Consider the following 23,407-nt stretch of genomic DNA (forward strand, 5'->3'; position numbering starts at 1 on the left):
TCAAGACGTCTCCGTTCCTTCGATGACCGTGCGCAGCAGGTCAGATCGGGTAATGACACCAACAGGCGCGCCGTTTGCATCGACGATTGCTGCAGGTTGGTCAGAGGTGATGGCGGCATCAATCAATTCACCCAAGTGGGCATCCTGAGTGAATGTCTGTGCATCTGCGGACAGTGTGCCATGGACGCTTTCAAACGCGGCCAGATCCTGCATTACGGCGTGGGCACGCACGACCTTTAGTCGCGAAATACCTGCAACAAAGTCCGAAACATAGTCATCAACAGGGTTCATCACGATATCTTCGGGTGTGCCGGTCTGGATCACCATACCATCGCGCATAATTGCGATGCGGTCGCCGATGCGGACAGCTTCGTCCAGATCGTGGGTAATAAACACCGTTGTTTTGTTCATATTGGCGGCGAGCCCCATAAATTCGCCCTGCAATTGACGACGGATCAGGGGATCAAGTGCTGAAAACGGTTCATCCATCAACAAGACTTCTGGATCAGCGGCCAAAGCACGGGCAAGGCCCACACGTTGCTGCATACCGCCTGAAAGCTCGTGCGCAAATTTATTACCCCAGCCTGTCAGATCGACCATTTCAATGGTCCGCTCAGCCACTTCCATGCGTTGGTTTTTCGCGACGCCGCGAATTTCCAACGGCAGGGCCACATTGTCCAATACAGACCGATGCGGCATAAGCGCAAAATTTTGGAAGACCATCGCGATATGTTCGTTGCGGTATCGGCGCAATTCATCCGGAGCCATCGCCATGATATTCTGTCCGTTGACGGTGATGGTCCCAGAGGTCGGTTCCAACAAACGGTTTATATGGCGTACCAGCGTCGATTTGCCGGACCCAGACAGTCCCATGACACAAAAAATCTCGCCAGGTTTGATATGCATCGTGGCATCGGCAACACCCACGACGCAGTTATATTTTTCCAACACCTGCTTTTTGGTGATTGCGGTGGCGCGAACATCTGCAATCGCCTCTGTGGCGCGGGCGCCAAAGATTTTCCAGACGTTTGATATTTCGATTGCGAATTCTTGCGACACGGATCAGATCCCCTTGGCAGACAGGGTACCGCCCCAAAGGTGCGGTACCAGTTGTTCAAATCGGATTAAAGACCAAGCCAGCTGTCGACACGGTCAGAGTTGGCAGCAACCCAGTCGCGGGCCACATCCGCAGGGTCTTTGCCGCCCTCAATTTGAAATGCAAAGTCCGACACTGTTTCGCCATCAAGTTGGATATTTGCCAGCAAGTCGGCAATCGCCGGTGATCGCTCTGACAAGGTGCTTGAGTAAGCAATCTGGACATTCTTAAGTGCATCTTCGGTCATGACCTTTGAATTTTCAAACCAGTCAGGATCATCAGAGGGTTGGATCGCAATGTATTGTTCAGGATCGAAAGGGGGCTCGGACAAGCGGACAATATCGTGCTGGAACCAAATCGCATGCGGAGAATAACAATAAAATGCATAACCCATCTCTTTGCGGATACTGTCACCTACGGTTGCCGTCATGACAGCCTGATCTGCGCGGATCGGTTCCATGAATGGCATCAAGCCATAATCACGGACCTTAACTTCGTTCACATTTGCAGAGGCCCAGCCAGGTGCGCCGATCCAGATTTCGCCTTTGCCATTGCCGTCGCTGTCCATCAGCGCGGCAATCTCTGGACGGGCCAAATCAAAGATCGAGGTCACATTATTTGCTTCAGAAAACGCACGACTGACACAAAAGCTCTGCTTTCCTTCATAGGAGTTGTCAGACAGGATAACGGTTCCTTCTTCTTCGACATATTTATCGGTAAAGCTTTGTTGGTTGGGCAACCAAACGTCCGGATGCACGTCAATATCGCCATTGCCTTGGCCCATCGCCTGAAAGATGCTGGCGTTATTGCCGGGGACCAGTTCTGCCTGACCGCCCATACGGGTTTCGACGATTTCAGCGATCAGATGCGCGATGGCCTGTGCACCAGTCCATGCGGGCGCGCCAATCTTAACCTCTTCGGCAGAAGCTGCACCAGTCAATGACATGGCGAAGACTGTTGAGAATAGTAATTTTTTCATTTTTTCTCTCCACTGTTGATGAACGCGCCGCCGGTTGGCGCAATCTGTTTTCAGACATTTTCCGGCAGAAATTCCTTGATCATTGCGTTGAAGATTTCGGGTTTTTCCATGTGGGCATTGTGGCCGCAGCCAGGCAAAACGCCCAAACTGCTGCCTTTGATACCACGCCACAAAGCTTCGGGTTGGGACCAGCCATAAGACCGGTCACGGTCACCCCAGAGTATCAGTGTCGGTTGGGTGATCTGGTCAAGGGCGGCACGCCCATCCCACCCTTCCATGGCTGTTAGACCCGCCAATGCGGTATCCACACTGACGTTTTCGCCCATCATGGCACATATGGGAAAACCTTGGGCGGCTTTTCCTTCGGTGAACCACGTCGCCGCGATCCGGTGCGCAGTTGCCGCGGCCCCATCATTGCGCACGCGATCCTTTGAGGTATCAATGGTTTCAAATCGGTTGGGCATTACGCCCTGCGGGCCAGTGCCATAGCACACCAGCCGGTCAATCCGCACAGGCGCCATTGCGGCCATTTGCTGGGCGATCATGCCGCCCATGGAATGCCCGACCAGATGAAAACGGCCGATCCCAAGACGATCAAGAAAGGTTAAAATCTGATCGGCATAGCCTTCAATCGTATCCAAAGAAAGCTGATCCGTATTGCCGCCATAGCCAGACAATTCTGGTACGATGACGTCGAACGTATCGCTAAACGACACTAACTGTTGTTCCCAAAGGGCCGCCCCACCCAAGAACCCATGCACGAACACCAACGGAAATCCGTGCCCTTTGCGCAAGTAAGTGAGGCCGTTCTCGGCCGAAAGGGGTGTGCTGATGTTCATACAGCACCGCCTGAGTGAATAAAGACGATGTTTATTTCGCAGTTCAGAATGCTTTTCTTAATCAACTTTATCGTGCCCGACATATCTTTGTCGGAATAGACGGGATCAGGGAAAATCGACTTTTCAAGCCCAAGCAGTGGAATCGCGTCGACTTTGCTGTTCGTGGTTTGCCCATAGTCAGAAACTAAGTCATCGGCATATGCCAAGGTTATGCTTTTGGATGTTTCATCCCGTTCGCCGATCATTTGGGCGGTAATTGCTGCAAGTTTATGCATATTGGCGATCTGTTACGTACATTTTGCAAACTGGATGCACGGGTATCGGGCTTGATGCATATGAGGTGTCTCCAATAGTAATAATCTAGCGGCTTGACCTGCATCATCAGCGTAGTCACGAAAGGTGCAACGTGGCCAATTCAAACTATTCATCGGGTTATTCTGAATTTGCATAACCTTTGTGCTGCGCGTAGGTTCGCATGAAAAAGGCAGAATGCGATGGATCTGAATTGGCTGCAGGATTTTGTTTGTCTTGGACGTACGCTTAGCTTCACTCGTGCCGCAGAAGAGCGGAATATAACGCAATCGGCGTTCAGTCGCCGTGTCAAATCGCTTGAAAACTGGATCGGCGTCGCGTTGATAGATCGCGCAACATTTCCAGTTCAACTCTCACCCGCAGGACGACAGTTCTTGCCGGTTGCCAAGGCCATCATTGCAGAGTTGCTGGACGCACGCCAAGCGATCCGCGAACAAGACCAAGGCGATAAATCATTCCAGCGCTTCGCAGTACTTCATACGATTTCTGTTAACTATCTAACGGCGCGACTGGAAGAGCTGGAAGCAAAGATCGATACCCTCAGGGCGCGTGTTATTTCCGATAGCCTAAGTACATGTTGTCAACTTTTGGCAGAAGGGGGCTGTGACTTTCTGTTGTGTTATCGTCACCCTGATGTGCCACTTGTCTTGGATGAAAGTCAGTTTTCCTGCTGTGATCTAGGGACTGAATGGATGATACCGGTTGGCCAGACACAGGCGATGACAACCCATGGATGGCGATTGCCTGGCCGCGCGAGTGAACCCGTGCCTTATCTGGCATACGAACGATCTTCGTTTCTGGGCGCAGTTGTCGATCAAACGATCAGCAGGCAAAATCTGCATCTAAACGTCCGTTATGTGGATGGGCTGGTCGAGGCGATCAAACGCAGGGTTTTGAACGGCAGTGGCGTTGGCTGGCTGCCCTTTTCTGCCATCAAGGAAGAGTTGGCAGCCGGTCAAGTCCAAGAAATCGGCGCCGCAGCACTAAAGGCGCAAATGACGCTTTCGGTTTTCTGCTCGCCCTCACGACTAGATGACAATGGCAAAGAGGTTTGGGAACAATTCGTAACGTCGGAGGCGGAAAAAACTGAGCAAGGTTGTTAATTCATAATTACGTCCGAATGACGGTTTCAGTGACGTATTTCAATGAACACAGTCCTATGACCTTGGACAGATCGGACACTGCAATATATTGTTGCCAGACACACGCCAAAAAAAGGAACAGCTCAGCCGTGACACCCTTTGGCCCTGCGCTTTGGCTTTTTGATGGTCCTGCGGTCACAGGTGCAGCGGGCTTTCAATTTCCCACCCGCATGGCCGTAATTCGCCTGCCCGGTGACGGCGGGTTATGGATTTGGTCCCCTGTCGCTTTGACTCAAGATGTTCGCGTCGCCATTGATGCCCTTGGTCCTGTTCATCATCTGGTTGCCCCCAATAATTTGCACCATATGTTTCTTGCACAATGGGCCGCTGCCTATCCAGATGCACGAGTTCACGCCGCGCCCGGTCTGACACAACAAATCACAGGAACCGCAATTCATTCGACGATGGGTGACGACTCTGACCCCGCTTGGGCCGGGGCGGTGGATCAGGTGGCGGTACGGGGAAATCGGATCACGACCGAGGTGGTGTTCTTCCACCAGGAATCTGCCACTGTGCTTGTGACGGACCTGGTGCAGCAGATCCCACAAGGCTGGTATCGTGGGTGGCGCGCTGTGGTCGCCCGACTTGACCTGATGACGGCCCCCGTACCGTCCGTGCCTCGCAAGTTTCGTATTGCAACGATAGACAAAGCCAGCGCGCGAGATGACGTCAAGCGCATCTTGGAATGGCCTGCTCGCCGCCTCGTTATGGCGCATGGCACCCCTATGCAGTCAGGTGCAAAAGAGGCGTTGCAGCAAGCGTTCAACTGGCTAATGCGCTAAGGCTATGCCCTAACTAACGCGCAGCACATTAGCAAAGCTGGCATTCCGCCACAGAGCATGACGAACAGCAGCCCCGGACCTGATCCAGGGCCTTTGGGGATTTTTAGCTAAGCTGACCGTCAGTCGTCAAAACCAACTTCCCACTCAGATAACTGTGCAGCACATCTGGCAGTACCACGGATCCATCGGTCTGTTGGCCATTTTCCAGCACTGCAATCAGCGCGCGGCCCACGGCCAAGCCTGACCCGTTCAGTGTATGAACGAACTGTGGCTTGCCACCATCTGAGGGCTTATATCGCGCATTCATGCGGCGGGCCTGAAAATCGCCGCAGGTCGAAACAGAACTGATTTCGCGGTATTGCCCCTGACCGGGCAGCCAGACTTCGATGTCATACGTCCGCTTGGCACCAAAACCGATATCACCAGTGCATAAGTTCACCGTGCGATAGGCCAGCCCGAGCTTTTCCAGAATACCTTCGGCGCAACGTGTCATGCGTTTTTGTTCGTTTTCAGACTGATCAGGGTGCACAATGCTGACCATTTCAACCTTTTCAAATTGATGCTGGCGTAACATACCGGCAGTATCGCGACCGGCACTTCCGGCCTCAGAGCGGAAGCATTGTGTGTGGGCGACATAGCGGCGGGGCAGATAGTCTTCGTCGACCGTAAGACCGTTGACGATATTGGTCAGGGTGACCTCGGCCGTGGGGACCAGCCACCAGCCGTTTGTCGTCTGATAGCTGTCTTCACCAAATTTCGGCAGTTGTCCTGTGCCCAACATCATATCTTCGCGTACCAAGATGGGTGTCCATGTTTCGGTCAAACCGTTTTCATCAACATGCGTGTCCAGCATGAATTGCGCCAGCGCCCGGTGGATACGGGCCACGGCGCCGGACAACACCACAAACCGGCTGCCTGATAGTTTTGCGGCGGTTTCGAAATCCATGCCTGGGATCACGCCAGGCAGCTCATAATGCTCTTTCGCGGGGAAATCCAAGACGCGCGGGTCGCCATGACGATTGATTTCAACATTGTCGCTTTCATCTGCGCCATCGGGCACATCATCGTAAATTACGTTGGGCAGGCCCATCAGCAGATCGCTCAGGCGGGCGTCTTCAGCCTTGGCTTCGTCATTCAGGCGAGCCACGGTATCTTTCTTTTCGGCCACAAGCGTACGCAGACGTTCGAATTCGGCGTTATCGCCACGTGCTTTGGCAGCGCCCACGTCTTTGGATGCGGCGTTCTGGGCGGCCTTGGCTTCTTCGGCGGCTTGAATTTTGATGCGGCGTGCTTCGTCAAGGGCCAGAATGGATGATGACTGCGGTTCCAACCCACGGCGTGTCATTGCCGCATCAAAAGCGACTGGATTTTCGCGGATTGCGCGTATGTCGTGCATTTATCTGGCTCCTTTGTTTGATTGTCAGCCCGAAACCCCCATATGCCGCAGAGCCGCGGGGTTGAAAACCTTGAAATTGACCTTTGCTGCCCATTGTGCTTTGCGTCGCGCAGACGTATCTTGCGCCGAATTTTCGCGGGGGACAGGCCCCGCCAACATAAAGAGGATGCCCATGGAAGGCAGTGCTATCGCCCAATTCGCCCCGTTAATTCTGATTTTTGCGATCATGTATTTTCTGCTGATCCGCCCACAGCAAAAGAAAGTGAAAGAACATCAGGCGATGGTCGCGGCTTTGCGGCGCGGTGATCAGGTGGTCACCCAAGGTGGTCTGATCGGTAAGGTGACCAAGGTCAAAGATGAAAATGAGGTTGAAGTTGAACTGGCCGATGGTGTCCGTGTTCGTGTGGTTCAATCGACAATTGCGCAGGTCTTGAACAAGACTGAACCTGCAGCTTGATCCGGTCCATCAAGGAAAGCGCGTATGTTACAAATTGATGCCTGGAAACGGGTCATGATCCTGATGACCGTGGCGGTGGGTCTTTTGCTGGCGATGCCGAATGCGTTTTATACGCGTGTTGAGATGCACAATGACGCGCAGATTGCGATGGAACGAACAGGTGTCTCGACGCCGGAATTAGAACAACAGGCGGCACTGTGGCCGTCTTATCTGCCGTCGTCCTTGGTCAATCTGGGGCTTGATCTGCGCGGTGGTGCGCATCTGCTAGCCGAAGTTCAGGTGAATCAGGTGCTGGATGCACGAATGGTGTCGTTCTGGCCCGAGGTGCGCGATGCTTTGCGGGCAACAGGGACGATTGGCAGTATTGAGCGGTTGGGTGTTGAGAACGGTGAAATGCGCATTCGTTTGAATGACAACCCCGATCGCATGGAAGAAGCGATCGGGGTTGTGCGTGGTTTGTCGCGGCAAACTATATCGCTAACGGGTGTACCAGTCAGTGACATTGATGTACGCAGCGAAGGGGCAATCTTGATTATCTCGGTCAGTGAGGCCGAGAGGACAGCATCCAGCGAACGCACCATGGCACAAAGCCGTGAGATCATCGAGCGACGTATCAACGAGGTTGGTACGCGTGAGCCGAACATCCAACGACAGGGCGATGATCGCATTTTGATACAGGTACCAGGGATCGGGTCGGCTCAAGAGCTGAAAGATCTTATCGGCACAACCGCAAAACTGACGTTCAATCACGTCGTAAGCTCTACCAGCGATCCGAACGCGCGGGCCCGGATCGGGCAGATCGTGCTGCCGTCTTTGGATCAGCCAGGCACATTTTATATTTTGCGCGAAAGTCCCGTTGTCACTGGCGAAGATCTGGTCGATTCTCAACCATCTTTTGATCAAAACGGTCAAGCTGCGGTCAGCTTTCGCTTCAACGCATCGGGCGGTGCGAAGTTTGGGCAGTATACAGCTGAAAACGTCGGACTGCCGTTTGCGATTGTCTTGGATGGCGAGGTAATCAGCGCGCCACGGATCAATGATGCGATCTTGGGTGGATCGGGAATTATTACCGGTAATTTTACCGTCGAGGAAAGCGTACAGCTTGCGGTTTTGCTGCGCGCGGGTGCTTTGCCTGCTGAGCTGACCTGGCTTGAAGAACGCACAGTTGGTCCCGATTTGGGCCAGGATAGTATCGATGCGGGCCGCATTGCTTGTATTGTGGCGTTTATCGCAGTGCTGGTCTTTATGTTCCTAAGCTACGGCACCTTTGGGATGTTTGCCAATATCGCGCTAATCATCAATGTGGGGCTGATCTTTGGTCTATTGTCTCTGATCGGGGCGACGCTGACCTTGCCTGGGATCGCGGGGATCGTGCTGACTATCGGGATGGCGGTGGATGCCAACGTGCTTATATTTGAGCGGATCAAAGAAGAACTGAAATCAGCCAAAGGTCCGGCCCGTGCGATTGAGCTGGGTTATGAAAAAGCGCTAAGCGCCATTCTTGACGCCAATGTCACCACCTTCATTACGGCGCTGATCCTGTTTGTCATGGGGTCCGGCCCGGTGCGGGGATTTGCGATTACACTTGGTCTGGGGATCATCACCTCGGTCTTTACGGCGATTTATGTCACGCGGTTGTTCGTTGTGATGTGGTTCGAATTCCGCCGTCCCAAAACGATTGAGGTATAGCGCATGCGCTTAAGACTGGTTCCACAGGAAACAAATCTGGATTTCTTTGGCCGCTGGAAGCTGTGGTTGGGGATATCTGCGGTGCTGGTAGTGGTGGCTTTCGGGTCGTTTCTGCTGCAGGGCTTGAATTTCGGCATTGATTTTCGTGGTGGCACGACCATCCGCACGGTGGCGGAAGACCCTATTGATATCGGTGTGTACCGCGATGCAGTCACGCCGCTTGGGTTGGGTGATGTGTCGATTACCGAAGTGTTTGACCCGCAGTTCGCGGCAAATGAAAACGTCGCCATGGTCAACATTCAAGCGCAAGAGGGGCAAGAGGCCGCAACGGGTGATATGGTCATTGCTGTGACTGAAGCGTTGGTGGCGATTGATCCGACGCTTCGCGTACAGGCAGTTGAATCCGTGGGGCCATCTGTGTCCGGCGAATTAATCTGGACAGCGGCTTTGGCCATCGTTTTGGCGATTGGGGCTGTTTTGATCTATATCTGGTTACGGTTTGAATGGCAGTTTGCCCTGGGGGCGGTAGCCGCATTGGTGCATGACGTGATACTGACCATCGGTATCTTTTCAGAACTGCAGATCCGCTTTGATCTGGCTATTATCGCTGCATTGCTGACGATTGTCGGTTATTCACTGAACGATACGGTGGTGGTCTTTGACCGCGTTCGGGAAAATCTGCGGAAATATAAAAAGAAAGACCTGAAAGAGGTTTTGAACCTGTCCATCAACGAAACGCTAAGCCGGACGGTGATGACATCGGTGACGACACTGCTTGCACTGATTTCACTTTATGTGCTGGGCGGTGACGTGATCCGTGGGTTCGTCTTCGCGATGATCTGGGGCGTGATTATAGGGACCTATTCTTCGGTCTTTGTGGCCTCGACCGTATTGCTGTTTCTTGGCGTCAAACGCGATTGGTCCAAGCCGGATAACACTTCCGGTAACCAATTTGCGAATGTGGATGCCTGACAGTATTGCCACTGCGCTGGCCACACCCGGTTTGGTGTGGCTGGTTGCAACGGCACTGGCTGCAGGCGTCGTCTATGGGTTCGCAGGTTTTGGTGCGGCATTGATCTTTATGCCGATTGCCACGATTTTTATCGCCCCTGAAGTCGCGGTCGCAGCTTTTTCCATTTCTGCATTGGCGTCCCTGTTCACTGTTGTGCCCAAGGCTTGGGCTGTGGCAAACAAAGGTGCCACGCTGCGCATGATTGGGGCCGCCGTCGTAACCGCCCCGCTTGGGATCTGGATTTTACGCACGACAGATGACACGCTGTTGCGTTGGGCTGTGTCAGTCGTTGTTTTTATCACACTTCTGGCACTGATCACTGGATGGCGATACAAGGGCGTGCCGTCCCATGCCGCCCGTTTCGGTGTTGGTGCCGCCACGGGATTTGTGGGCGGGGCCACCGGGTTGATGGGCCCAATTGTTGTGCTGTTTAATCTAAGTGGAACGGATCCAGTATCTGTAAGTCGTGCTAATTCGCTGGTATTTCTGACACTTAGCAGTCTGGCATTGTTACCGCTTATGGCGTTGCAGGGTGTGCTTGGCTTGGCCTCTGTTCTGCTTGGGCTTTTGCTTTTGGTGCCTTATGGTGTGGGCGCGGTGGTCGGACAGGCTTTGTTCAATCCGCAGTATGAACGGCTTTATCGTCTGTGCGCCTATGGCATTATTGCGGTGGCTGTGCTGCTTGGATTGCCGATTTATAACCGCTAGGGGGAATGCATGCGTTTGAATGAAGTCACTTATACAGATGCCGTTCCGGTTGAAGGATATGGCCCTGGGTTTTTCCGTATTGGCGGGCAGGTGATCGAAGGACCCGCTTTGGTTTTGCCATCGGGTGCACAACCCTGGGGTGGTTACGATGATCTTGATGCAGTGTTGGCCGTCGCCGATCAGCTGGATGTGCTTTTCGTCGGTACAGGGGGTGAAATTGCACATATTCCCGCGCCGATGCGTGAGGCGATAGAGGCAGCTGGCATCGGCATTGAGACGATGAATTCGCCGTCTGCATGCCGGACTTATAATGTGCTTTTGTCGGAAGGGCGGCGCATCGGCGCGGCGCTATTGCCGGTTTAAGTCTGTGATCCTGCCGCCGAAAATATTTCAGAAAACCCCAGGCACAAGGCCGCACTTTTTCTTGAGGCCAGAGTAGGATAGGGCTGGGGAATGGAGTTGCGTTTGACTGATATTGCCTGCGCACGCGGGGGCATGATTGTGCTGGATGGTGTCACATTTGCGCTGGCATCGGGACAGGCGTTGATGCTGCGCGGGCCCAATGGGATCGGTAAGACGACGTTATTGCGCGTGATCGCAGGATTGCAACCTGCGGTCAGCGGACAGATAGACGGTGCTGATGAACAGATCGCCTATGCTGGTCATGCCGACGGATTGAAGGCCACGCTAACTGTTTCGGAGAACCTGCAATTCTGGGCAAAGATTTATGGAACATCGGGCATTGACGACGCGATTGCAGCGTTTGATCTGACAATGTTGATTGATCGGCGCGCGCATGATTTGTCGGCAGGCCAAAAGCGGCGTCTGGGTCTGGCGCGTTTACTGGTCACCGGGCGACGAATTTGGGCGTTGGATGAACCGACGGTATCACTGGATGCGATCAGCGTAGGCCTTTTCGCAGATGCGGTTCGCGCGCATTGTGCTGGCGGGGGCATGGTGTTGATGGCCACGCATATCGATCTGGGGCTGCAGGCTGATACGCTTGATTTGACACCCTACAAGGCCGCAGCCGCAGTTGAGACCGATTTTGACGAGGCTTTTTTGTGATTGCGCTTTTGCTAAGGGACGTTCGCCTGGCCATTCGCGCTGGGGGTGGTTTTGGGCTAAGCCTGATGTTTTTTCTGATCTTGGTAAATTTGGTCCCATTCGGAGTGGGTCCAAACAATGAACTACTGTCCAGAATTGCGCCAGGAATTTTATGGCTGGGGGCTTTGTTGGCCTGCCTTCTGTCTTTGGACCGAATTCTGGCACTTGATTATGAAGATGGGTCGCTTGATCTGCTGGCGACCGCGCCAATCCCGCTGGAAGGCGTGGTGACGATGAAAGCTTTGGCGCATTGGATCACAACAGGTTTACCATTAACCCTAGCCGCACCGACGCTTGGGGTGTTGTTGAACTTGCCTGGGTCGGCCTATGGTTGGTTAGCGATATCATTGTTAATCGGAACGCCTGCGCTAAGCATAATCGGAACATTTGGCGCATCGCTGACCGTTGGACTAAAGCGGGGTGGGTTGTTGTTATCATTGCTGGTTTTGCCGCTTTATGTACCGACACTGATCTATGGTGGCGAAGTTGTGCGTCGCGGAGCAGAGGGGGCCAGTACGCAAACGGCGCTGATGATGCTTGGTGGCATTACGGCGGGCTGCATGGCGCTGATACCGTTTGCGGCGGCTGCGGCAATTCGTGTGGGACTAAGGTAGTGATGCATCTTGTGGTGCGCGGCATGGGGGGCTAATTAGGCAGTATGTCATTCTGGGAATACGCAAATCCGCGCAAATTCATGTCGACCTCGCAGGTCATTCTGCCATGGTTGATTTGCATAACAGCCGCTTGTCTGGTGGTCGGCCTTGTGTGGGGTTTTTTCTTCACACAAGATGATTTTCGACAAGGATCAACCGTCAAGATTATCTATCTGCATGTGCCATCGGCGTTAATGGCAATCAATGCGTGGTTGATGATGCTGGTGGCGTCCCTAATCTGGTTGATCCGCAGACACCATGTCAGTGCGCTTGCAGCCAAGGCTGCAGCCCCGATTGGGCTTGTCATGACATTAATTGCGCTGTTCACTGGCGCGATCTGGGGTAAACCGATCTGGAACACGTATTGGGCACCGGATCCGCGGCTGATGTCCTTTATGTTCCTGCTTTTCTGTTATGTTGGCTATATCGCGTTGTGGGAAGCTGTGGATGATGTGGACGCGGCGGCTGATATGACATCTATTCTTTGCCTTGTCGGGTCGGTCTTTGCGCTGTTGTCGCGATACGCGTTCATTTTTTGGGATCGCGGACTGCACCAGGAAGCGTCGCTTTCGTTGGATAAGGAAACCAATATTGCGAACGAGTTTTATTATCCGTTACTGATTTGCATGGCAGGGTTTGTGTTGCTGTTTATCACGCTTGTTCTGGTGCGCACGCGAACGGAAATCAGATCACGCCGTATCCGGGCGCTTATGGCACGAGAACGGATGGCATGATGCCCGATCTTGGAAAATACGCAGCTGATGTGCTGCTAGCCTATGCCGTGTCGATCATTCTGATCCTTGGCTTTGTTGTGTTTTGCTGGCTGCAATCACGCATGGCTGTGAAGCGGTTGAAAGATATGGAAGATCGGAGAGAACATCGTGGTTAAGCCCTTGGTTTTGCTGCCGCCATTGGTTTTTGCAGGGTTTGCGGGATTGGTTTTGTTCGGTACGATGCGCGATGATCCAGATGCGCTGCCTTCTGCGCGGGTGGGGCAGAGTGCACCGCCACTTGAGATCGCAAAACTTGCGAACAAACCATTGTTTTCGGATGAAGATTTGCGCGGTGATGGTGTAAAGCTGGTTAACTTCTGGGCTAGTTGGTGTACGCCTTGCCGTGTTGAGCATCCCAACCTAATGCAACTGGCCGAAGAAGGTATTCCGATATACGGGATCAATTATAAAGAGCCGGACAGTGCGGCTGCTTTGAGATTTCTAACGCAACTGGGTGACCCCTATACCGGAATTGGGACTGATATCACCGGGCGGGATACGGCCTTGGACTGGGGGGTTTATGGCATACCCGAAACCTATGTTATTGATGTAGACGGCACGATTTTGTTACGCTTTGCAGGTCCAGTGACACAGCGTGCACTGGCCGAACAAATTCGTCCGGTAATCACAGCGGCGACGCAGCCCTAGGCCAATTGTTTTTGCACCGTTGCAGTCAGTTCTGTCAGTGAAAATGGTTTTGGCAGGAAAACTGAATTTGCGATCTGCGCCTGATCGTCTGCAAACGAATCCTCGGCATATCCTGAAACAAAGACCACTTTAACATCGGGCCGTTTCTTTAATGCTTGCTTGACCCAAGTTGGCCCATCAAGACCAGGCATGATCACATCGGTGACAAAAAGATCAATCTGAAGGCTGTCATCTTCCAGAGTGTTAAGTGCATCTTCGGCACTTTCGGCTTCGATTACGGAATAACCATGCAATTGCAAGGCGCGTGATGCAAAGGCACGAACCGGGGCTTCGTCTTCGACCAGAAGGATAATACCTTCGCCTTGCCGTTCCGGGGCTTTCTCGACGCTTTTGGCTTTCGGCATGTCCACAACGGTGGGCTTTTCATGTGCTGGAAAATAAAGTGTAAACGTTGTGCCTGATCCGCGAACGCTGTCGACAAAGATAAAACCGCCAGATTGTTTTATAATGCCATAGGCGGTCGAAAGACCCAGACCCGTGCCTTCACCCGTGCGTTTTGTGGTGTAAAACGGTTCAAAAATCTTAGTTAATTTTTCGGGTGGAATACCGCTGCCATGGTCCGTTACTTTCACGGTGACATAGCTGCCGGGTGGCACAATAGCGCGGTCACGTTCAAGCGGCTCAGATAAAACGCGTGATTTGGTTTCGATGATAATCTCGCCGCCTTCCGGCATAGCATCACGGGCATTTACAACCAGGTTCATTAACACCTGTTCCAGTTGACGCTTATCAGCACGAATGGGTGACAGGCCCATATCGTGCAGCAGTGAAAGTGTGATTTTTTCACCGACAAGGCGGTTCAATAAATGGGTCAGATCTGCCAATGTATCACGCAGGTCTATGGTTTCAGGCTGCAGATTTTGTTTACGTGAAAAAGCCAGAAGTTGACCGACAAGACTGGCCGCTCGATTGGCATTTTGGTTGATCTGGATCAGATCGCCATAATCATGATCGCCCTGATCATGGCGCAATAATAACAGGTCACAATGCCCTGAAATTGCTGTCAAAAGGTTGTTGAAGTCATGGGCCACACCGCCCGCCAATTGACCAATGGCCTGCATTTTCTGGCTTTGCACGAACTGCGCCTGCAGGGTTTTGAATTCGGTCGCATCATTCAGAACGGCAATCAGGACAGGTTGATCATTATCCATGATGCGGCTTAGCGTGATTTGCAGAAATTTTTCCTGTTCCGCACTTTTGACTTTCAGCACCTCGGCATGGGGTAAGCTGCGCCCTTCCAATGTGTCGGCGATCCAGTCTGTGACGGATCTGCCCAACCCTTCGACCAGGTCGCTTAACCGCATATCGGCCTTGATTGGTGTATCGAACAGCTGTTGTGCCGATTGGTTGCTGGCCATGATGCTGCCGTTCGAGCTGATCTTCAAAAGTGGTACGGGCAATGTCTGGAACAAGGCCCAGTTCACATGGCTTTGACTGTCTGCTTTGGCATTTGGCAGTATAAAGACTTCACGACGTCCAGCGGCGCCTTGGGTTTCGATAATGCGGGCGGATATAAGGCCATTTGCGCCTTCGATTGAATGCAGGCCCCCGGATCTGATAGGCAAGTCGGCAATAATCTTGTTCAGGGATTTGGTGCGATGTCCGATGATGTCCTGCATGGCATCATTCATTGATAGAATTGTACCGTGTTTGGTCGCTGTTAGCATGGGTAGATTGATCGCAGACATATTGCGCACAAAGGATGGCGACTCTGCAATTTCTTCGACCCGCCACAGAAAATGACTGTCAGCTAATCTGTGTACAGACAAGCGCATGTGTCCTTGGCGCGTGATCACATTTTCCTGTGCCGCACCTGCAGTTTGTGCTTTATTCTGTAAGCGGTGCAGCACAGCGGATGCATTTGCGAAATACCGTTTCAGATATCCAGATAGTGGTTGTTTTAGCCAATCTTCACCTTCTTGAATGGCAACTTTATTCTGATATTCGACCATGCCTTCGCTGTCTGTTAGATAGCAAAACGCATGATCGTCCTGCACCATTGATGACACGGAATGGGTGAACTGTCGTTCAGATCGGTATGCAAGAAGCGTTACTGTCCAGATCAGAGTGGTCAGACATAAGAAAACTCCTGATAACATTGTCGCAATCAAAGACAGGATCGGGTCTTGCAGGAAAACCGCGATGATAACGAAAACGGATCCGGCAAGCAGGATAAACCTTGCCTGGGGTGAAAGTCGCAGGGCCGCATGTATTATCGGTTGAAGAGAAATTGACTGATCGGCCAATTGGTCTTCCTTTCAATTCGGGTCATGCGATCTATCGCTGTTAAGGTATTAAAGATACCTTAACTTGGTATGTAATTCTATTAAAGATTGATTTATTTTATTTAACTCGCTTTAAGCGGGCGCAATAAAATCCATCTGCGCCATCTAAGGGCGTCAAAATCTGTTCACTTTTCACATGCCAATCAAGGTTTTTCGAGGTGAAATCAGTGATTTTCGTCTGGTTTTCAGACATCAGGATTGAACAGGTGACATAGATCAAAATGCCATCCGATGATACCAGCGGGTGCGCTATTTCCAGCAACTTGCTTTGTATATCATGCAAGTCGGACAGTGCGTCGGACGTCAAGCGCCACTTTGCATCAGGGCTACGGCGCCACGATCCGCTGCCCGAACAAGGCGCGTCGATCAAGACCAGATCAAAGGGGGCGTGGTCTGCGATTTCATCAGAATCAAGCAATGTGATCGGCGTATCGGCGCGGTCAGCCCTTGGCGCAATATTTTTCAGGCGGTCAGTATTGATATCATGCGCAAACACAGTTGCGCCAAGGGCTGCCATCGCCAGACTTTTGCCACCACCACCTGCGCAGTAATCCAGCACGCGGCTTGATTTCAGCGGTAAGCCCGCTGTCACAGCTTGACTGGCGGCATCCTGAAGTTCGACCAGGCCTGCGGCATACGCTTTGCTGTTTTGCACACGGCGGGCATTTTTGGTCACTTGCAGCGCGGTGGAAGCAAGCAAATTGGGTTTGGTTAGAATATCTTCTTCCTGCAACGCTTTTTGGGCCTGTTCCAATGTCGTTTTATGCAGATTAACCCGCAAGAAAACGGGTGCGCGGGTTTGCATCTGGGCGCAAACGGCTTCGAAATCATTGCCCAAACTATCGCGCAGGGCAGGGTGAAGCCATTCTGGCATATCGGCAGTGGGGGGCAATGGACCCGTGGGCAGATGATCCAGTTCGGCTTGGGTCAAAGCATCGGCGCCATAACCTTGGCTATTAAATATCTGATCCAAGGGAATGTCTGCCGCACGTGTCTGACCAATCATCAGACCGCGCCCCTTCAATCCACCCCCCAAATGCGCGAATGTGTTGCGCTGACGTAGGGCGTCAAACACGTGATCCCGCACGGCGGCGCGGTCTTTTGATCCTGCAAACCGGCTGCCCCGCGCCCATCGGGTCAGGACCTGTTCGGCAGGCATGCCGTCCAAAACCTGGTCAAGAATATCAATTGCGGCAGCGACACGGGCAGCGGGGGTCATGGTGGCGATCCTGAATTGGGTTCGCCCTGTTTAGCGATTAACGCGGAATAGGAAAGCGTCTATTCCTTGAACAGCACCAAAGATCGTTCATCCCACCGCACACGTGTTCTTTGACCACGTTCCAGAACCGGACGTCCGACAAGGTTTTTCATTGAAATCGTGACAGGCCGCTCAATCCCATCTAACTTGACATCGTAATAGGTCATATCGCCGTAATAGGCCAATTCGTGGATCATGCCGTTTGCGATATTTCCGTCGCTGGTTTCACCGTCGAAAAGAATTGCCATAGTCTCAGGCCGGATGCCCACGTGTGTTTCACCCGTTTTTGCGCCACTTGGGCACTGATCGGGTGTCAGCATCACCGGGCCAAGTCCGGCGACATCCACTGATACGCGCGCGCCGACGGCGATTTTGACCTGTGCGGGCAATGTGTTCATCACACCGATGAATTCACCAACTTTACGATTGATAGGGCGACGATACAGGGTTTGCGGATTAGCCAGTTGCGCGATCTGGCCTTCGAACATCACGGCAATGCGGTCGGACATAATCAATGCTTCTTCCTGATCATGGGTGACCAGAATAAAGGTGATACCAACCTGCCGTTGCAAGCGCCGCAGTTCGCTTTGCATCTGTTCGCGTAACTTTTTATCCAGTGCCGACAAAGGTTCATCCAACAGCAAAACCTTGGGCTTCAGGATCAGTGCGCGGGCCAGCGCGACGCGTTGGCGTTGACCGCCCGACAGTGCATGCGCTGCACGGTCGCCAAATCCATCAAGGCCGACCATATCCAGCGCGTCCTCGACCAGAGTATTTTTGGCCTTTTTGTTTAAATCCCGCCGCCGTCGCAGTCCAAAAGCCACGTTCTCAGCGACATTCAAATGCGGGAAAATAGCATAGCTTTGGAAGACCATGTTTGTCGGCCGCTTGTTGGCAGGCACGTTTGTCATGGTCTTGCCATCGATTGTGACGGCGCCGGTTGTTACGTCCTCAAACCCTGCGATGGTGCGTAGCAATGTGGTTTTTCCGCAGCCTGAGGGCCCAAGCAGGGAAAAGAATTCGCCTTCGCCGATTGTCAGATTGATCCCGCGTAATGCGCGATAGTCACCATAGTATTTTTCGACGCCATCCAGCGTGATCATTGTCATAGAAAACCCCCTTTGTCCTGCATGCCGCTGCGCCGTAGCCCATAGCGGCGCATGGCTTCGGCCAGGATCAGGATCAGAATGGACAGGACAACCAGAATAGTACCAAGTGCCATAACAACAGGCAGACGTTGGGGAAAACGCAGCTGGCTCCATAGATAAACGGGCAGGGTGGGTTCTGTTCCGCTTAGGAAAAAGGCGATGATGAATTCATCCATGCTGATGGTAAAGGCGATCAGCAAGGATGATACAATGCCTGGCATGACCAGCGGTAACGTGATTTTTAGGAACGTGCCAAACCGAGTTTCGCCTAGATCCTGTGCGGCTTCTTCGATCGAAGGATCCAGATTTTGAAAACTGGAATTCAGGATGGCTATGGAAAAAGGTGTGCAGATCAGAACATGTCCCAAAATGATGGTCCACAGACCGATATTAAAACCCAGGCTTAGAAAAACGATCAACAGCGATACCGCCACGATAATTTCAGGAAGAACTAACGGTAGCATGATCAGTCCAACGATACCCTTCTTGGCGGGAAATCTGTAACGCGCTTGTGCCCGTGCTGCGCAAATGCCCAAAAGTGTCGAAAAAATCGCGGTGATCACAGCAACATAAAGACTGTTTTTCACGCTGTCATGCAAGGCATTCACGGTCATCAGTTCTGAAAACCATTTGGTCGTGACGCCTTGAAGCGGAAAGGCGATCACTGTGCCGTCATTAAACGCAAAGATCGGTAGCAAGATGATCGGCGCATATAGAAAAACCAGATAGATCAGGGCGTAAATCCGCAGGCCGTTCATGTTCTGGCTTTCATATTACGGCGGTTTGCCAGCACAAACAGCAGCGAAATGATCGTGACACAGATCATTGTGATGACCGACAGAGTGGCCCCCATGGGGCGGTTATCCAGCCGTAAAAACTGCACTTGGATCATATTGGCGATCATCGTGCCTTCGGATCCGCCGACAAGACGCGGCGTGACGTAATCACCAACGGTGGGAATGAACACAATCAGAACGCTGGCCACAACACCCGGCACGGCCAGGGGCAATGTTACGCGGAAAAAAGTTCTGACTTTGCTTTCACCTAGATCTTGCGATGCCTCAAGCAGACTGCGATCAATTTTTTCCAGTGCGACAAAAATCGGTAAAATCGCAAAGGGTGCAAAGGCGTGTGCCAGCGTGATCACAACCGCGGCAGGATTATACAGGATGAATTCAAGCGGTTCATTGATCAAGCCAAGCTTCAATAAGCCGGTGTTCAAAAGACCGTTCAGACCCAAGATCACTTTCCACAGAAAGATCCGGATCAGATAGCTGGTCCAAAAGGGGATTGTGATTAGAAAAAGCCACAGAGATTTGCGCTTTGGGGGGACGTAAAAGCTGATGAAATACGCGATGGGGAAAGCCAGCAGAACTGTGATTGCTGTCGCCGCGGCCGAGATAAGAAGCGACCGTATGATCAGTTGCCGATACAGAGGGTCGCCCAATGCCTCGGTATAGTTTTGAAGAGTGATCAACGTGTTTGGTCCATCACTTTGGGGTACAAAACTAAACATCAGGATCATGCCCAACGGCCCTGCAAGCATCAATACAGCATAAAGCAACGGGGGACTGATCAGCGTTAGTCCTCTGGCGCTGTCACTGTTTCGAAGCATCCGCTGATTTTCCGCTTTTCACAATTCGTTAAGGTAAAAGTAAAAAGCCAAAAAGTGCTGGCTTGCAAACAGGAAACTTGCTTTTGCGATATTTTTTAATGGTATCAAGGCGTTTTGGATCTTTTCGTGTGCGTTTCTCTGGTTGGTGCGTCGCGTTTTATTAAGGTTCGCTTAAGGAATGCAATCTAGAGATGTTAAGACTATTTAACGGAGCGCGCATGCAACTTACCGGTTTGTCAGTATTTCTAGGGCAGCTTTCAGACCGGGTGACGGTTGCATTTCTGGATGCCGGGCGCGGCGTGTCCAAAGATGGTGACATCGGGGACGATGTTCTTGGATCTATTCGCAGTGCACAATATCAGGCGATATTTTCATTGGCTCCGATGATGATGGCAATCAATATCTTCAACGCTGCAACGCTTATCAGTTTACAATTCATTGTTAATCGCCTGACATTTGGGACGGTCTGTTGGGGACTGGTTGTTTTAGCCTTTGCGTTACTGACCCTGTCCAAGACTAAACAACTATCGCGTCATAAGGTGCGCAGCTATGCCAGTCCGCGCGGGCCCGGTGCCATTGTTTTATCTTCGACAATTTTGGCCACGATCTGGACGTATCCTGTTTTGTTTATTTTGCCGGGCGGTGGCGTGACCGAGGTTGCTTTTATCGCAGCCATGACCGCAGGTATGATCACAGGCGGAGCATTTGCACTATACCCTATTGCCTTGGCTACTTTGTCTTATTTTGCAATTATTTTCGTCGCTGCAGTCGTTGGGTTGTCACTAAGCATCGTGGATCCTGTGCTGCCGTTTGTTGCAATGATGACCGCATTTTTTCTTGTTATTTTGTGGTCTAGTACACGGCACACAGGACTGTTTTTATCTGAGTTCAAAGGCAAGGTTGAGGCTGTGCGTCAGCGCGATATGATCTCACTTCTGTTAGGGAAATTTCACGAGAACAGTGGATCTTGGCTGTGGCAAAGTGATAAAAACCTAAAACTTTCTGCGGCGTCTCAACCGCTTTTACGAGCACTTGGGTTTTCGCAAAACATGTCTAACTTGCCGGACATGGCTGCGCTGTTCAACATGATCTCGGCCGCGGCCAGCAGCGCAAAATATACCGATGTTTTTAATGCCTTAAAAGATAACCCTGATGAATTCAAAGCCAATTACTTTGAGTTGAAGTTGACGGCGATTGACCTGTTGGGGCGGGAACGCATTCTGATCATCGCTGGCAGCAGGTCTAAGTCTGAACAAGGCATGACACTTGGCTATCACGGCTACGTCAAGGACATCACGGATGAGGTTAAAGCCAATGCAAGAGTGCAATATCTTGCCACGCATGACGCCATGACCGGTCTTTTGAATTATACAGAATTTTATCGTAAATGCGAAAATCTGTTTGGTGAAAAATACCAGCAAGATACAATCCTCTTTATCTTTGTGGATTCCGATAACCTGAAGTCGATAAATGATAATTTTGGTCATGCTGTAGGCGATAAAATGATCGAAACAGTCGGGGAAAGGCTGTTTGATATTGTCGGTGAAGACGGTTTGATTGGCCGCAAAGGGGGCGATGAATTTCTGGTTTGCAAAGGCTTTGATACGATTGAACAGGCGCAGAATTTTGCCAAGAAAACCCATGCGCTTTTGTGCGAAAGTCTTGAGTTTGAGGGTCGTATCGTGCCGCTGACATGCAGCTTGGGGGTTAGTATATGGCAAGGTGATAGAATAGACATCTCAACGCTTGAACTAGAAGCAGATCGCGCGTTGTATCAGGCCAAGGCCGGTGGCAAAGCCGGGCTGGAATTTTATGATGCGGATATGGGTGCAGAATTAAGCAAAGAACGTCAGCTTGCCCATGATATCAAAAGTGCCCTTGCTGGTGATGAGTTATCTTTGGTGTTCCAACCTGCCGTCAAGGTGCAGACCAATCAAATTGCCGGGGCCGAGGCTTTGTTGCGCTGGAACCATCCTGTGTTCGGCTATATTCGTCCTGATATCATTGTTCGTATTGCTGCCCAAGAAGCATGTAATTTTGAATTGGCGCTTTATGTCATGCAAAAAGCGATTACCGCTGCAATGGATTGGCCTGACCATGCCTTTGTATCGGTAAATGTGACCGCCAGCGAAATGCAGGATAGCCGGTTTGCGGGTCATGTCCTTAGCCTGCTTCAACAGACAGGTTTCCCTTTTGAGCGTCTTTGCATCGAAATTACCGAGTCTGAAGTGCTTGAAAACACCAGCTCGGCCACAGAAAACCTGCGGCGCTTGCGGCAAGCCGGTATTTCCATAGCCGTTGATGATTTTGGCGCGGGCTATTCATCACTAAGCTATTTGCATAAATATCCATCCGATTGCGTGAAGGTCGATCGATCTCTTGTCACCGATTGCCATCTTCGCCCCAACGGCCAGACAATTCTAAGTGCGGTTAATAAGATGATAAAAGCGACCGGATCGCGGATCATTGTCGAAGGCGTTGAAACGAATGATGAATTGCAAGTTATCACCGCCGCAGGTTTCACTACGGTACAGGGATATATCTTTTACAAGCCGATGGTGGCAAAGGATATTTCAAAGCTTTTCAATCAGATGCACCAAACTAGGACGGACAATTGTGCCTAGCCGTCTGAAGTGCTGATTTTTTCTTCAACTTTCTCAGCAATCGCTTCCGCCCGTGCGGCCAATTCCGCCAGTGTTTCGGTGATGACAGGGGGCACGACGGCGACCTCTGTGCGTTTGGGTTCGGGGGCCGGGCGGTTCAATAACTCGGCCACTTGCGTTTCAAGACCTGCGACGCGTTCATTTGCAGCGTTCACTTTATCTTCCAGGCCCGCAGTTTTATCGGCCAACATCAGTCCCGCCATCAACAGCATGCGTGCTTCGGTCAAACGTCCGATCTGACCGATCAGCACAGATGCTTCGGCGTCCAGTAATTTTGCAGCCGACGTCAGAAAATGTTCTTCGCCGTCCTGACAGGCCACTTCAAAGCTGCGACCTCCGATGCTGACTTCCAACTGTGCCATTATATTTTCTCCTTAACGACTGTTTTCAACTCAGCCAGAATTGCATCCAATTCTGCCCGGTCAGCAGATTGCAGGTCTTTCAGCTTTTGATTGGCTTGGCGCAATTCTTTAACTTCAGTCTCAAGATCGAGGACTTTTTGCTGATCCTCAGAACCGGTCGGATTGGCATCTTCGCTTTTTTTCAACGCCTTACGCAGCGCAGTCAGTTCTTGGGACAGTTTGATATTTGATGCTTTTTGCGCATCCAGTTCTTCTTCAACGGCTGTATTATTGGCTTCAGATCCAATTTTATCCAACCCTTTGCTGATCCTGTCCATTGCGGAAATAATGCGGCTTTGAAGTGCATCGATGTCCTTCATGCTGCGGCCCCCTTATTGTTCTTGCGCCTTTGATTTGGGCGCTTTGTATCTGTTGCAATGCGAA

General features: G+C 51.7%; 25 protein-coding genes. 13 read left to right on the top strand and 12 right to left on the bottom strand.

The window, feature by feature from the left end; translation table 11 throughout:
* From HRQ87_RS10235 to HRQ87_RS10250, 4 genes are all read right to left on the bottom strand, one after another.
* The gene (locus HRQ87_RS10235; RefSeq protein ID WP_174137961.1) at positions 1 to 1,059 is read right to left on the bottom strand and encodes a betaine/proline/choline family ABC transporter ATP-binding protein; all 1,059 of its coding nucleotides are present in this window, start codon (positions 1,057 to 1,059) and stop codon (positions 1 to 3) included.
* Positions 1,060 to 1,124: 65 nt separating this feature from the next.
* Complete coding sequence (locus HRQ87_RS10240) at positions 1,125 to 2,075, bottom strand: ABC transporter substrate-binding protein (protein WP_217430432.1); 951 nt, start codon at positions 2,073 to 2,075, stop codon at positions 1,125 to 1,127.
* Between the two features lie 50 nt (positions 2,076 to 2,125).
* A complete protein-coding gene (locus HRQ87_RS10245; RefSeq protein ID WP_174137963.1) occupies positions 2,126 to 2,914 on the bottom strand; it encodes an alpha/beta fold hydrolase in 789 nt (262 codons plus the stop codon).
* Positions 2,911 to 3,189 carry a PALP domain-containing protein gene (locus HRQ87_RS10250; protein WP_174137965.1) on the bottom strand — a complete coding sequence of 93 codons (279 nt, stop codon included), beginning with the start codon at positions 3,187 to 3,189 and terminating at the stop codon, positions 2,911 to 2,913. Before HRQ87_RS10250 ends, HRQ87_RS10245 begins: the two co-directional genes overlap by 4 nt.
* 219 nt (positions 3,190 to 3,408) lie before the next feature.
* On the opposite strand from HRQ87_RS10250, the gene HRQ87_RS10255 reads away from it, so the two are divergent.
* A complete protein-coding gene (locus HRQ87_RS10255) occupies positions 3,409 to 4,329 on the top strand; it encodes a LysR family transcriptional regulator (RefSeq protein ID WP_174137967.1) in 921 nt (306 codons plus the stop codon).
* 128 nt (positions 4,330 to 4,457) lie between these two features.
* Positions 4,458 to 5,150 (top strand): DUF4336 domain-containing protein, encoded by a 693-nt coding sequence (locus HRQ87_RS10260; RefSeq protein ID WP_343035225.1) that lies wholly within the window; start codon positions 4,458 to 4,460, stop codon positions 5,148 to 5,150.
* A gap of 103 nt (positions 5,151 to 5,253) precedes the next feature.
* Here the strand turns inward: HRQ87_RS10260 and serS are convergent, their stop codons facing one another.
* Entirely contained in the window at positions 5,254 to 6,546 is a 1,293-nt protein-coding gene (gene serS / locus HRQ87_RS10265) for a serine--tRNA ligase (protein ID WP_174137971.1), read from the bottom strand.
* A 172-nt stretch (positions 6,547 to 6,718) separates the two neighbouring features.
* On the opposite strand from serS, the gene yajC reads away from it, so the two are divergent.
* The 10 genes from yajC (at position 6,719) to HRQ87_RS10315 (ending at position 13,593) form a co-directional block, all read left to right on the top strand.
* Complete coding sequence (gene yajC / locus HRQ87_RS10270; RefSeq protein WP_174137974.1) at positions 6,719 to 7,003, top strand: preprotein translocase subunit YajC; 285 nt, start codon at positions 6,719 to 6,721, stop codon at positions 7,001 to 7,003.
* A 24-nt stretch (positions 7,004 to 7,027) separates the two neighbouring features.
* On the top strand, positions 7,028 to 8,692 hold the full coding sequence (gene secD, locus HRQ87_RS10275) for a protein translocase subunit SecD (protein ID WP_174137990.1): 1,665 nt from the start codon (positions 7,028 to 7,030) through the stop codon (positions 8,690 to 8,692).
* Between the two features lie 3 nt (positions 8,693 to 8,695).
* A complete protein-coding gene (secF, locus tag HRQ87_RS10280; RefSeq protein WP_174137992.1) occupies positions 8,696 to 9,664 on the top strand; it encodes a protein translocase subunit SecF in 969 nt (322 codons plus the stop codon).
* Positions 9,657 to 10,412 carry a sulfite exporter TauE/SafE family protein gene (locus HRQ87_RS10285; protein WP_174137994.1) on the top strand — a complete coding sequence of 252 codons (756 nt, stop codon included), beginning with the start codon at positions 9,657 to 9,659 and terminating at the stop codon, positions 10,410 to 10,412. Before secF ends, HRQ87_RS10285 begins: the two co-directional genes overlap by 8 nt.
* 9 nt (positions 10,413 to 10,421) lie before the next feature.
* A complete protein-coding gene (locus HRQ87_RS10290; protein ID WP_174137996.1) occupies positions 10,422 to 10,775 on the top strand; it encodes an Mth938-like domain-containing protein in 354 nt (117 codons plus the stop codon).
* Positions 10,776 to 10,865: 90 nt separating this feature from the next.
* Positions 10,866 to 11,480 carry a heme ABC exporter ATP-binding protein CcmA gene (gene ccmA / locus HRQ87_RS10295; RefSeq protein WP_174137998.1) on the top strand — a complete coding sequence of 205 codons (615 nt, stop codon included), beginning with the start codon at positions 10,866 to 10,868 and terminating at the stop codon, positions 11,478 to 11,480.
* Positions 11,477 to 12,133: a heme exporter protein CcmB gene (gene ccmB / locus HRQ87_RS10300; protein WP_174138000.1), complete on the top strand. Its 657-nt coding sequence runs from the start codon at positions 11,477 to 11,479 to the stop codon at positions 12,131 to 12,133. Before ccmA ends, ccmB begins: the two co-directional genes overlap by 4 nt.
* 44 nt (positions 12,134 to 12,177) lie before the next feature.
* Positions 12,178 to 12,906 carry a heme ABC transporter permease CcmC gene (gene ccmC, locus HRQ87_RS10305; protein ID WP_174138010.1) on the top strand — a complete coding sequence of 243 codons (729 nt, stop codon included), beginning with the start codon at positions 12,178 to 12,180 and terminating at the stop codon, positions 12,904 to 12,906.
* A complete protein-coding gene (gene ccmD / locus HRQ87_RS10310; protein WP_343035226.1) occupies positions 12,906 to 13,061 on the top strand; it encodes a heme exporter protein CcmD in 156 nt (51 codons plus the stop codon). Before ccmC ends, ccmD begins: the two co-directional genes overlap by 1 nt.
* The gene (locus tag HRQ87_RS10315) at positions 13,051 to 13,593 is read left to right on the top strand and encodes a DsbE family thiol:disulfide interchange protein (protein WP_174138226.1); all 543 of its coding nucleotides are present in this window, start codon (positions 13,051 to 13,053) and stop codon (positions 13,591 to 13,593) included. Before ccmD ends, HRQ87_RS10315 begins: the two co-directional genes overlap by 11 nt.
* Here HRQ87_RS10315 and HRQ87_RS10320 read toward each other — a convergent pair.
* From HRQ87_RS10320 to HRQ87_RS10340, 5 genes are all read right to left on the bottom strand, one after another.
* Entirely contained in the window at positions 13,590 to 15,899 is a 2,310-nt protein-coding gene (locus HRQ87_RS10320) for an ATP-binding protein (RefSeq protein ID WP_174138014.1), read from the bottom strand. The genes HRQ87_RS10315 and HRQ87_RS10320 overlap by 4 nt on opposite strands.
* A 97-nt stretch (positions 15,900 to 15,996) precedes the next feature.
* Positions 15,997 to 17,157 (bottom strand): RsmB/NOP family class I SAM-dependent RNA methyltransferase, encoded by a 1,161-nt coding sequence (locus tag HRQ87_RS10325; RefSeq protein ID WP_174138016.1) that lies wholly within the window; start codon positions 17,155 to 17,157, stop codon positions 15,997 to 15,999.
* Between the two features lie 59 nt (positions 17,158 to 17,216).
* On the bottom strand, positions 17,217 to 18,299 hold the full coding sequence (locus HRQ87_RS10330) for an ABC transporter ATP-binding protein (RefSeq protein ID WP_425501548.1): 1,083 nt from the start codon (positions 18,297 to 18,299) through the stop codon (positions 17,217 to 17,219).
* Between the two features lie 2 nt (positions 18,300 to 18,301).
* The gene (locus HRQ87_RS10335) at positions 18,302 to 19,102 is read right to left on the bottom strand and encodes an ABC transporter permease (protein ID WP_174138020.1); all 801 of its coding nucleotides are present in this window, start codon (positions 19,100 to 19,102) and stop codon (positions 18,302 to 18,304) included.
* Positions 19,099 to 19,959, bottom strand: coding sequence for an ABC transporter permease (locus HRQ87_RS10340; RefSeq protein ID WP_174138022.1), 861 nt, complete (start codon positions 19,957 to 19,959; stop codon positions 19,099 to 19,101). Before HRQ87_RS10340 ends, HRQ87_RS10335 begins: the two co-directional genes overlap by 4 nt.
* Before the next feature lie 218 nt (positions 19,960 to 20,177).
* Between HRQ87_RS10340 and HRQ87_RS10345 the strand changes: the two genes are divergently transcribed.
* Positions 20,178 to 22,583 carry a putative bifunctional diguanylate cyclase/phosphodiesterase gene (locus tag HRQ87_RS10345; RefSeq protein WP_174138024.1) on the top strand — a complete coding sequence of 802 codons (2,406 nt, stop codon included), beginning with the start codon at positions 20,178 to 20,180 and terminating at the stop codon, positions 22,581 to 22,583.
* Here the strand turns inward: HRQ87_RS10345 and HRQ87_RS10350 are convergent.
* Together HRQ87_RS10350 and HRQ87_RS10355 are read right to left on the bottom strand one after the other, a co-directional pair.
* On the bottom strand, positions 22,580 to 22,984 hold the full coding sequence (locus HRQ87_RS10350) for a cell division protein ZapA (RefSeq protein ID WP_174138026.1): 405 nt from the start codon (positions 22,982 to 22,984) through the stop codon (positions 22,580 to 22,582). The two genes, HRQ87_RS10345 and HRQ87_RS10350, sit on opposite strands and share 4 nt — an antisense overlap.
* A complete protein-coding gene (locus tag HRQ87_RS10355; protein ID WP_174138028.1) occupies positions 22,984 to 23,343 on the bottom strand; it encodes a hypothetical protein in 360 nt (119 codons plus the stop codon). Before HRQ87_RS10355 ends, HRQ87_RS10350 begins: the two co-directional genes overlap by 1 nt.
* Positions 23,344 to 23,407: the final 64 nt, after the last annotated feature.

It is taken from the genome of Parasulfitobacter algicola (genome assembly GCF_013315265.1).
In the GTDB taxonomy this organism is placed as follows: domain Bacteria; phylum Pseudomonadota; class Alphaproteobacteria; order Rhodobacterales; family Rhodobacteraceae; genus Parasulfitobacter; species Parasulfitobacter algicola.

Coding starts and splice junctions, on each gene's coding strand:
- HRQ87_RS10355 (WP_174138028.1), bottom strand. CDS start 23,343: ATGAAGGACATCGATGCACTTCAAAGCCGCATTATTTCCGCAATGGAC.
- HRQ87_RS10285 (WP_174137994.1), top strand. CDS start 9,657: ATGCCTGACAGTATTGCCACTGCGCTGGCCACACCCGGTTTGGTGTGG.
- yajC (WP_174137974.1), top strand. CDS start 6,719: ATGGAAGGCAGTGCTATCGCCCAATTCGCCCCGTTAATTCTGATTTTT.
- HRQ87_RS10245 (WP_174137963.1), bottom strand. CDS start 2,914: ATGAACATCAGCACACCCCTTTCGGCCGAGAACGGCCTCACTTACTTG.
- HRQ87_RS10335 (WP_174138020.1), bottom strand. CDS start 19,102: ATGAACGGCCTGCGGATTTACGCCCTGATCTATCTGGTTTTTCTATAT.
- secD (WP_174137990.1), top strand. CDS start 7,028: ATGTTACAAATTGATGCCTGGAAACGGGTCATGATCCTGATGACCGTG.
- serS (WP_174137971.1), bottom strand. CDS start 6,546: ATGCACGACATACGCGCAATCCGCGAAAATCCAGTCGCTTTTGATGCG.
- HRQ87_RS10330 (WP_425501548.1), bottom strand. CDS start 18,299: ATGATCACGCTGGATGGCGTCGAAAAATACTATGGTGACTATCGCGCA.
- HRQ87_RS10350 (WP_174138026.1), bottom strand. CDS start 22,984: ATGGCACAGTTGGAAGTCAGCATCGGAGGTCGCAGCTTTGAAGTGGCC.
- HRQ87_RS10250 (WP_174137965.1), bottom strand. CDS start 3,189: ATGCATAAACTTGCAGCAATTACCGCCCAAATGATCGGCGAACGGGAT.
- HRQ87_RS10240 (WP_217430432.1), bottom strand. CDS start 2,075: ATGAAAAAATTACTATTCTCAACAGTCTTCGCCATGTCATTGACTGGT.
- HRQ87_RS10325 (WP_174138016.1), bottom strand. CDS start 17,157: ATGACCCCCGCTGCCCGTGTCGCTGCCGCAATTGATATTCTTGACCAG.
- ccmC (WP_174138010.1), top strand. CDS start 12,178: ATGTCATTCTGGGAATACGCAAATCCGCGCAAATTCATGTCGACCTCG.
- ccmD (WP_343035226.1), top strand. CDS start 12,906: ATGCCCGATCTTGGAAAATACGCAGCTGATGTGCTGCTAGCCTATGCC.
- HRQ87_RS10255 (WP_174137967.1), top strand. CDS start 3,409: ATGGATCTGAATTGGCTGCAGGATTTTGTTTGTCTTGGACGTACGCTT.
- HRQ87_RS10290 (WP_174137996.1), top strand. CDS start 10,422: ATGCGTTTGAATGAAGTCACTTATACAGATGCCGTTCCGGTTGAAGGA.
- secF (WP_174137992.1), top strand. CDS start 8,696: ATGCGCTTAAGACTGGTTCCACAGGAAACAAATCTGGATTTCTTTGGC.
- HRQ87_RS10340 (WP_174138022.1), bottom strand. CDS start 19,959: ATGCTTCGAAACAGTGACAGCGCCAGAGGACTAACGCTGATCAGTCCC.
- ccmA (WP_174137998.1), top strand. CDS start 10,866: ATGGAGTTGCGTTTGACTGATATTGCCTGCGCACGCGGGGGCATGATT.
- HRQ87_RS10345 (WP_174138024.1), top strand. CDS start 20,178: ATGCAACTTACCGGTTTGTCAGTATTTCTAGGGCAGCTTTCAGACCGG.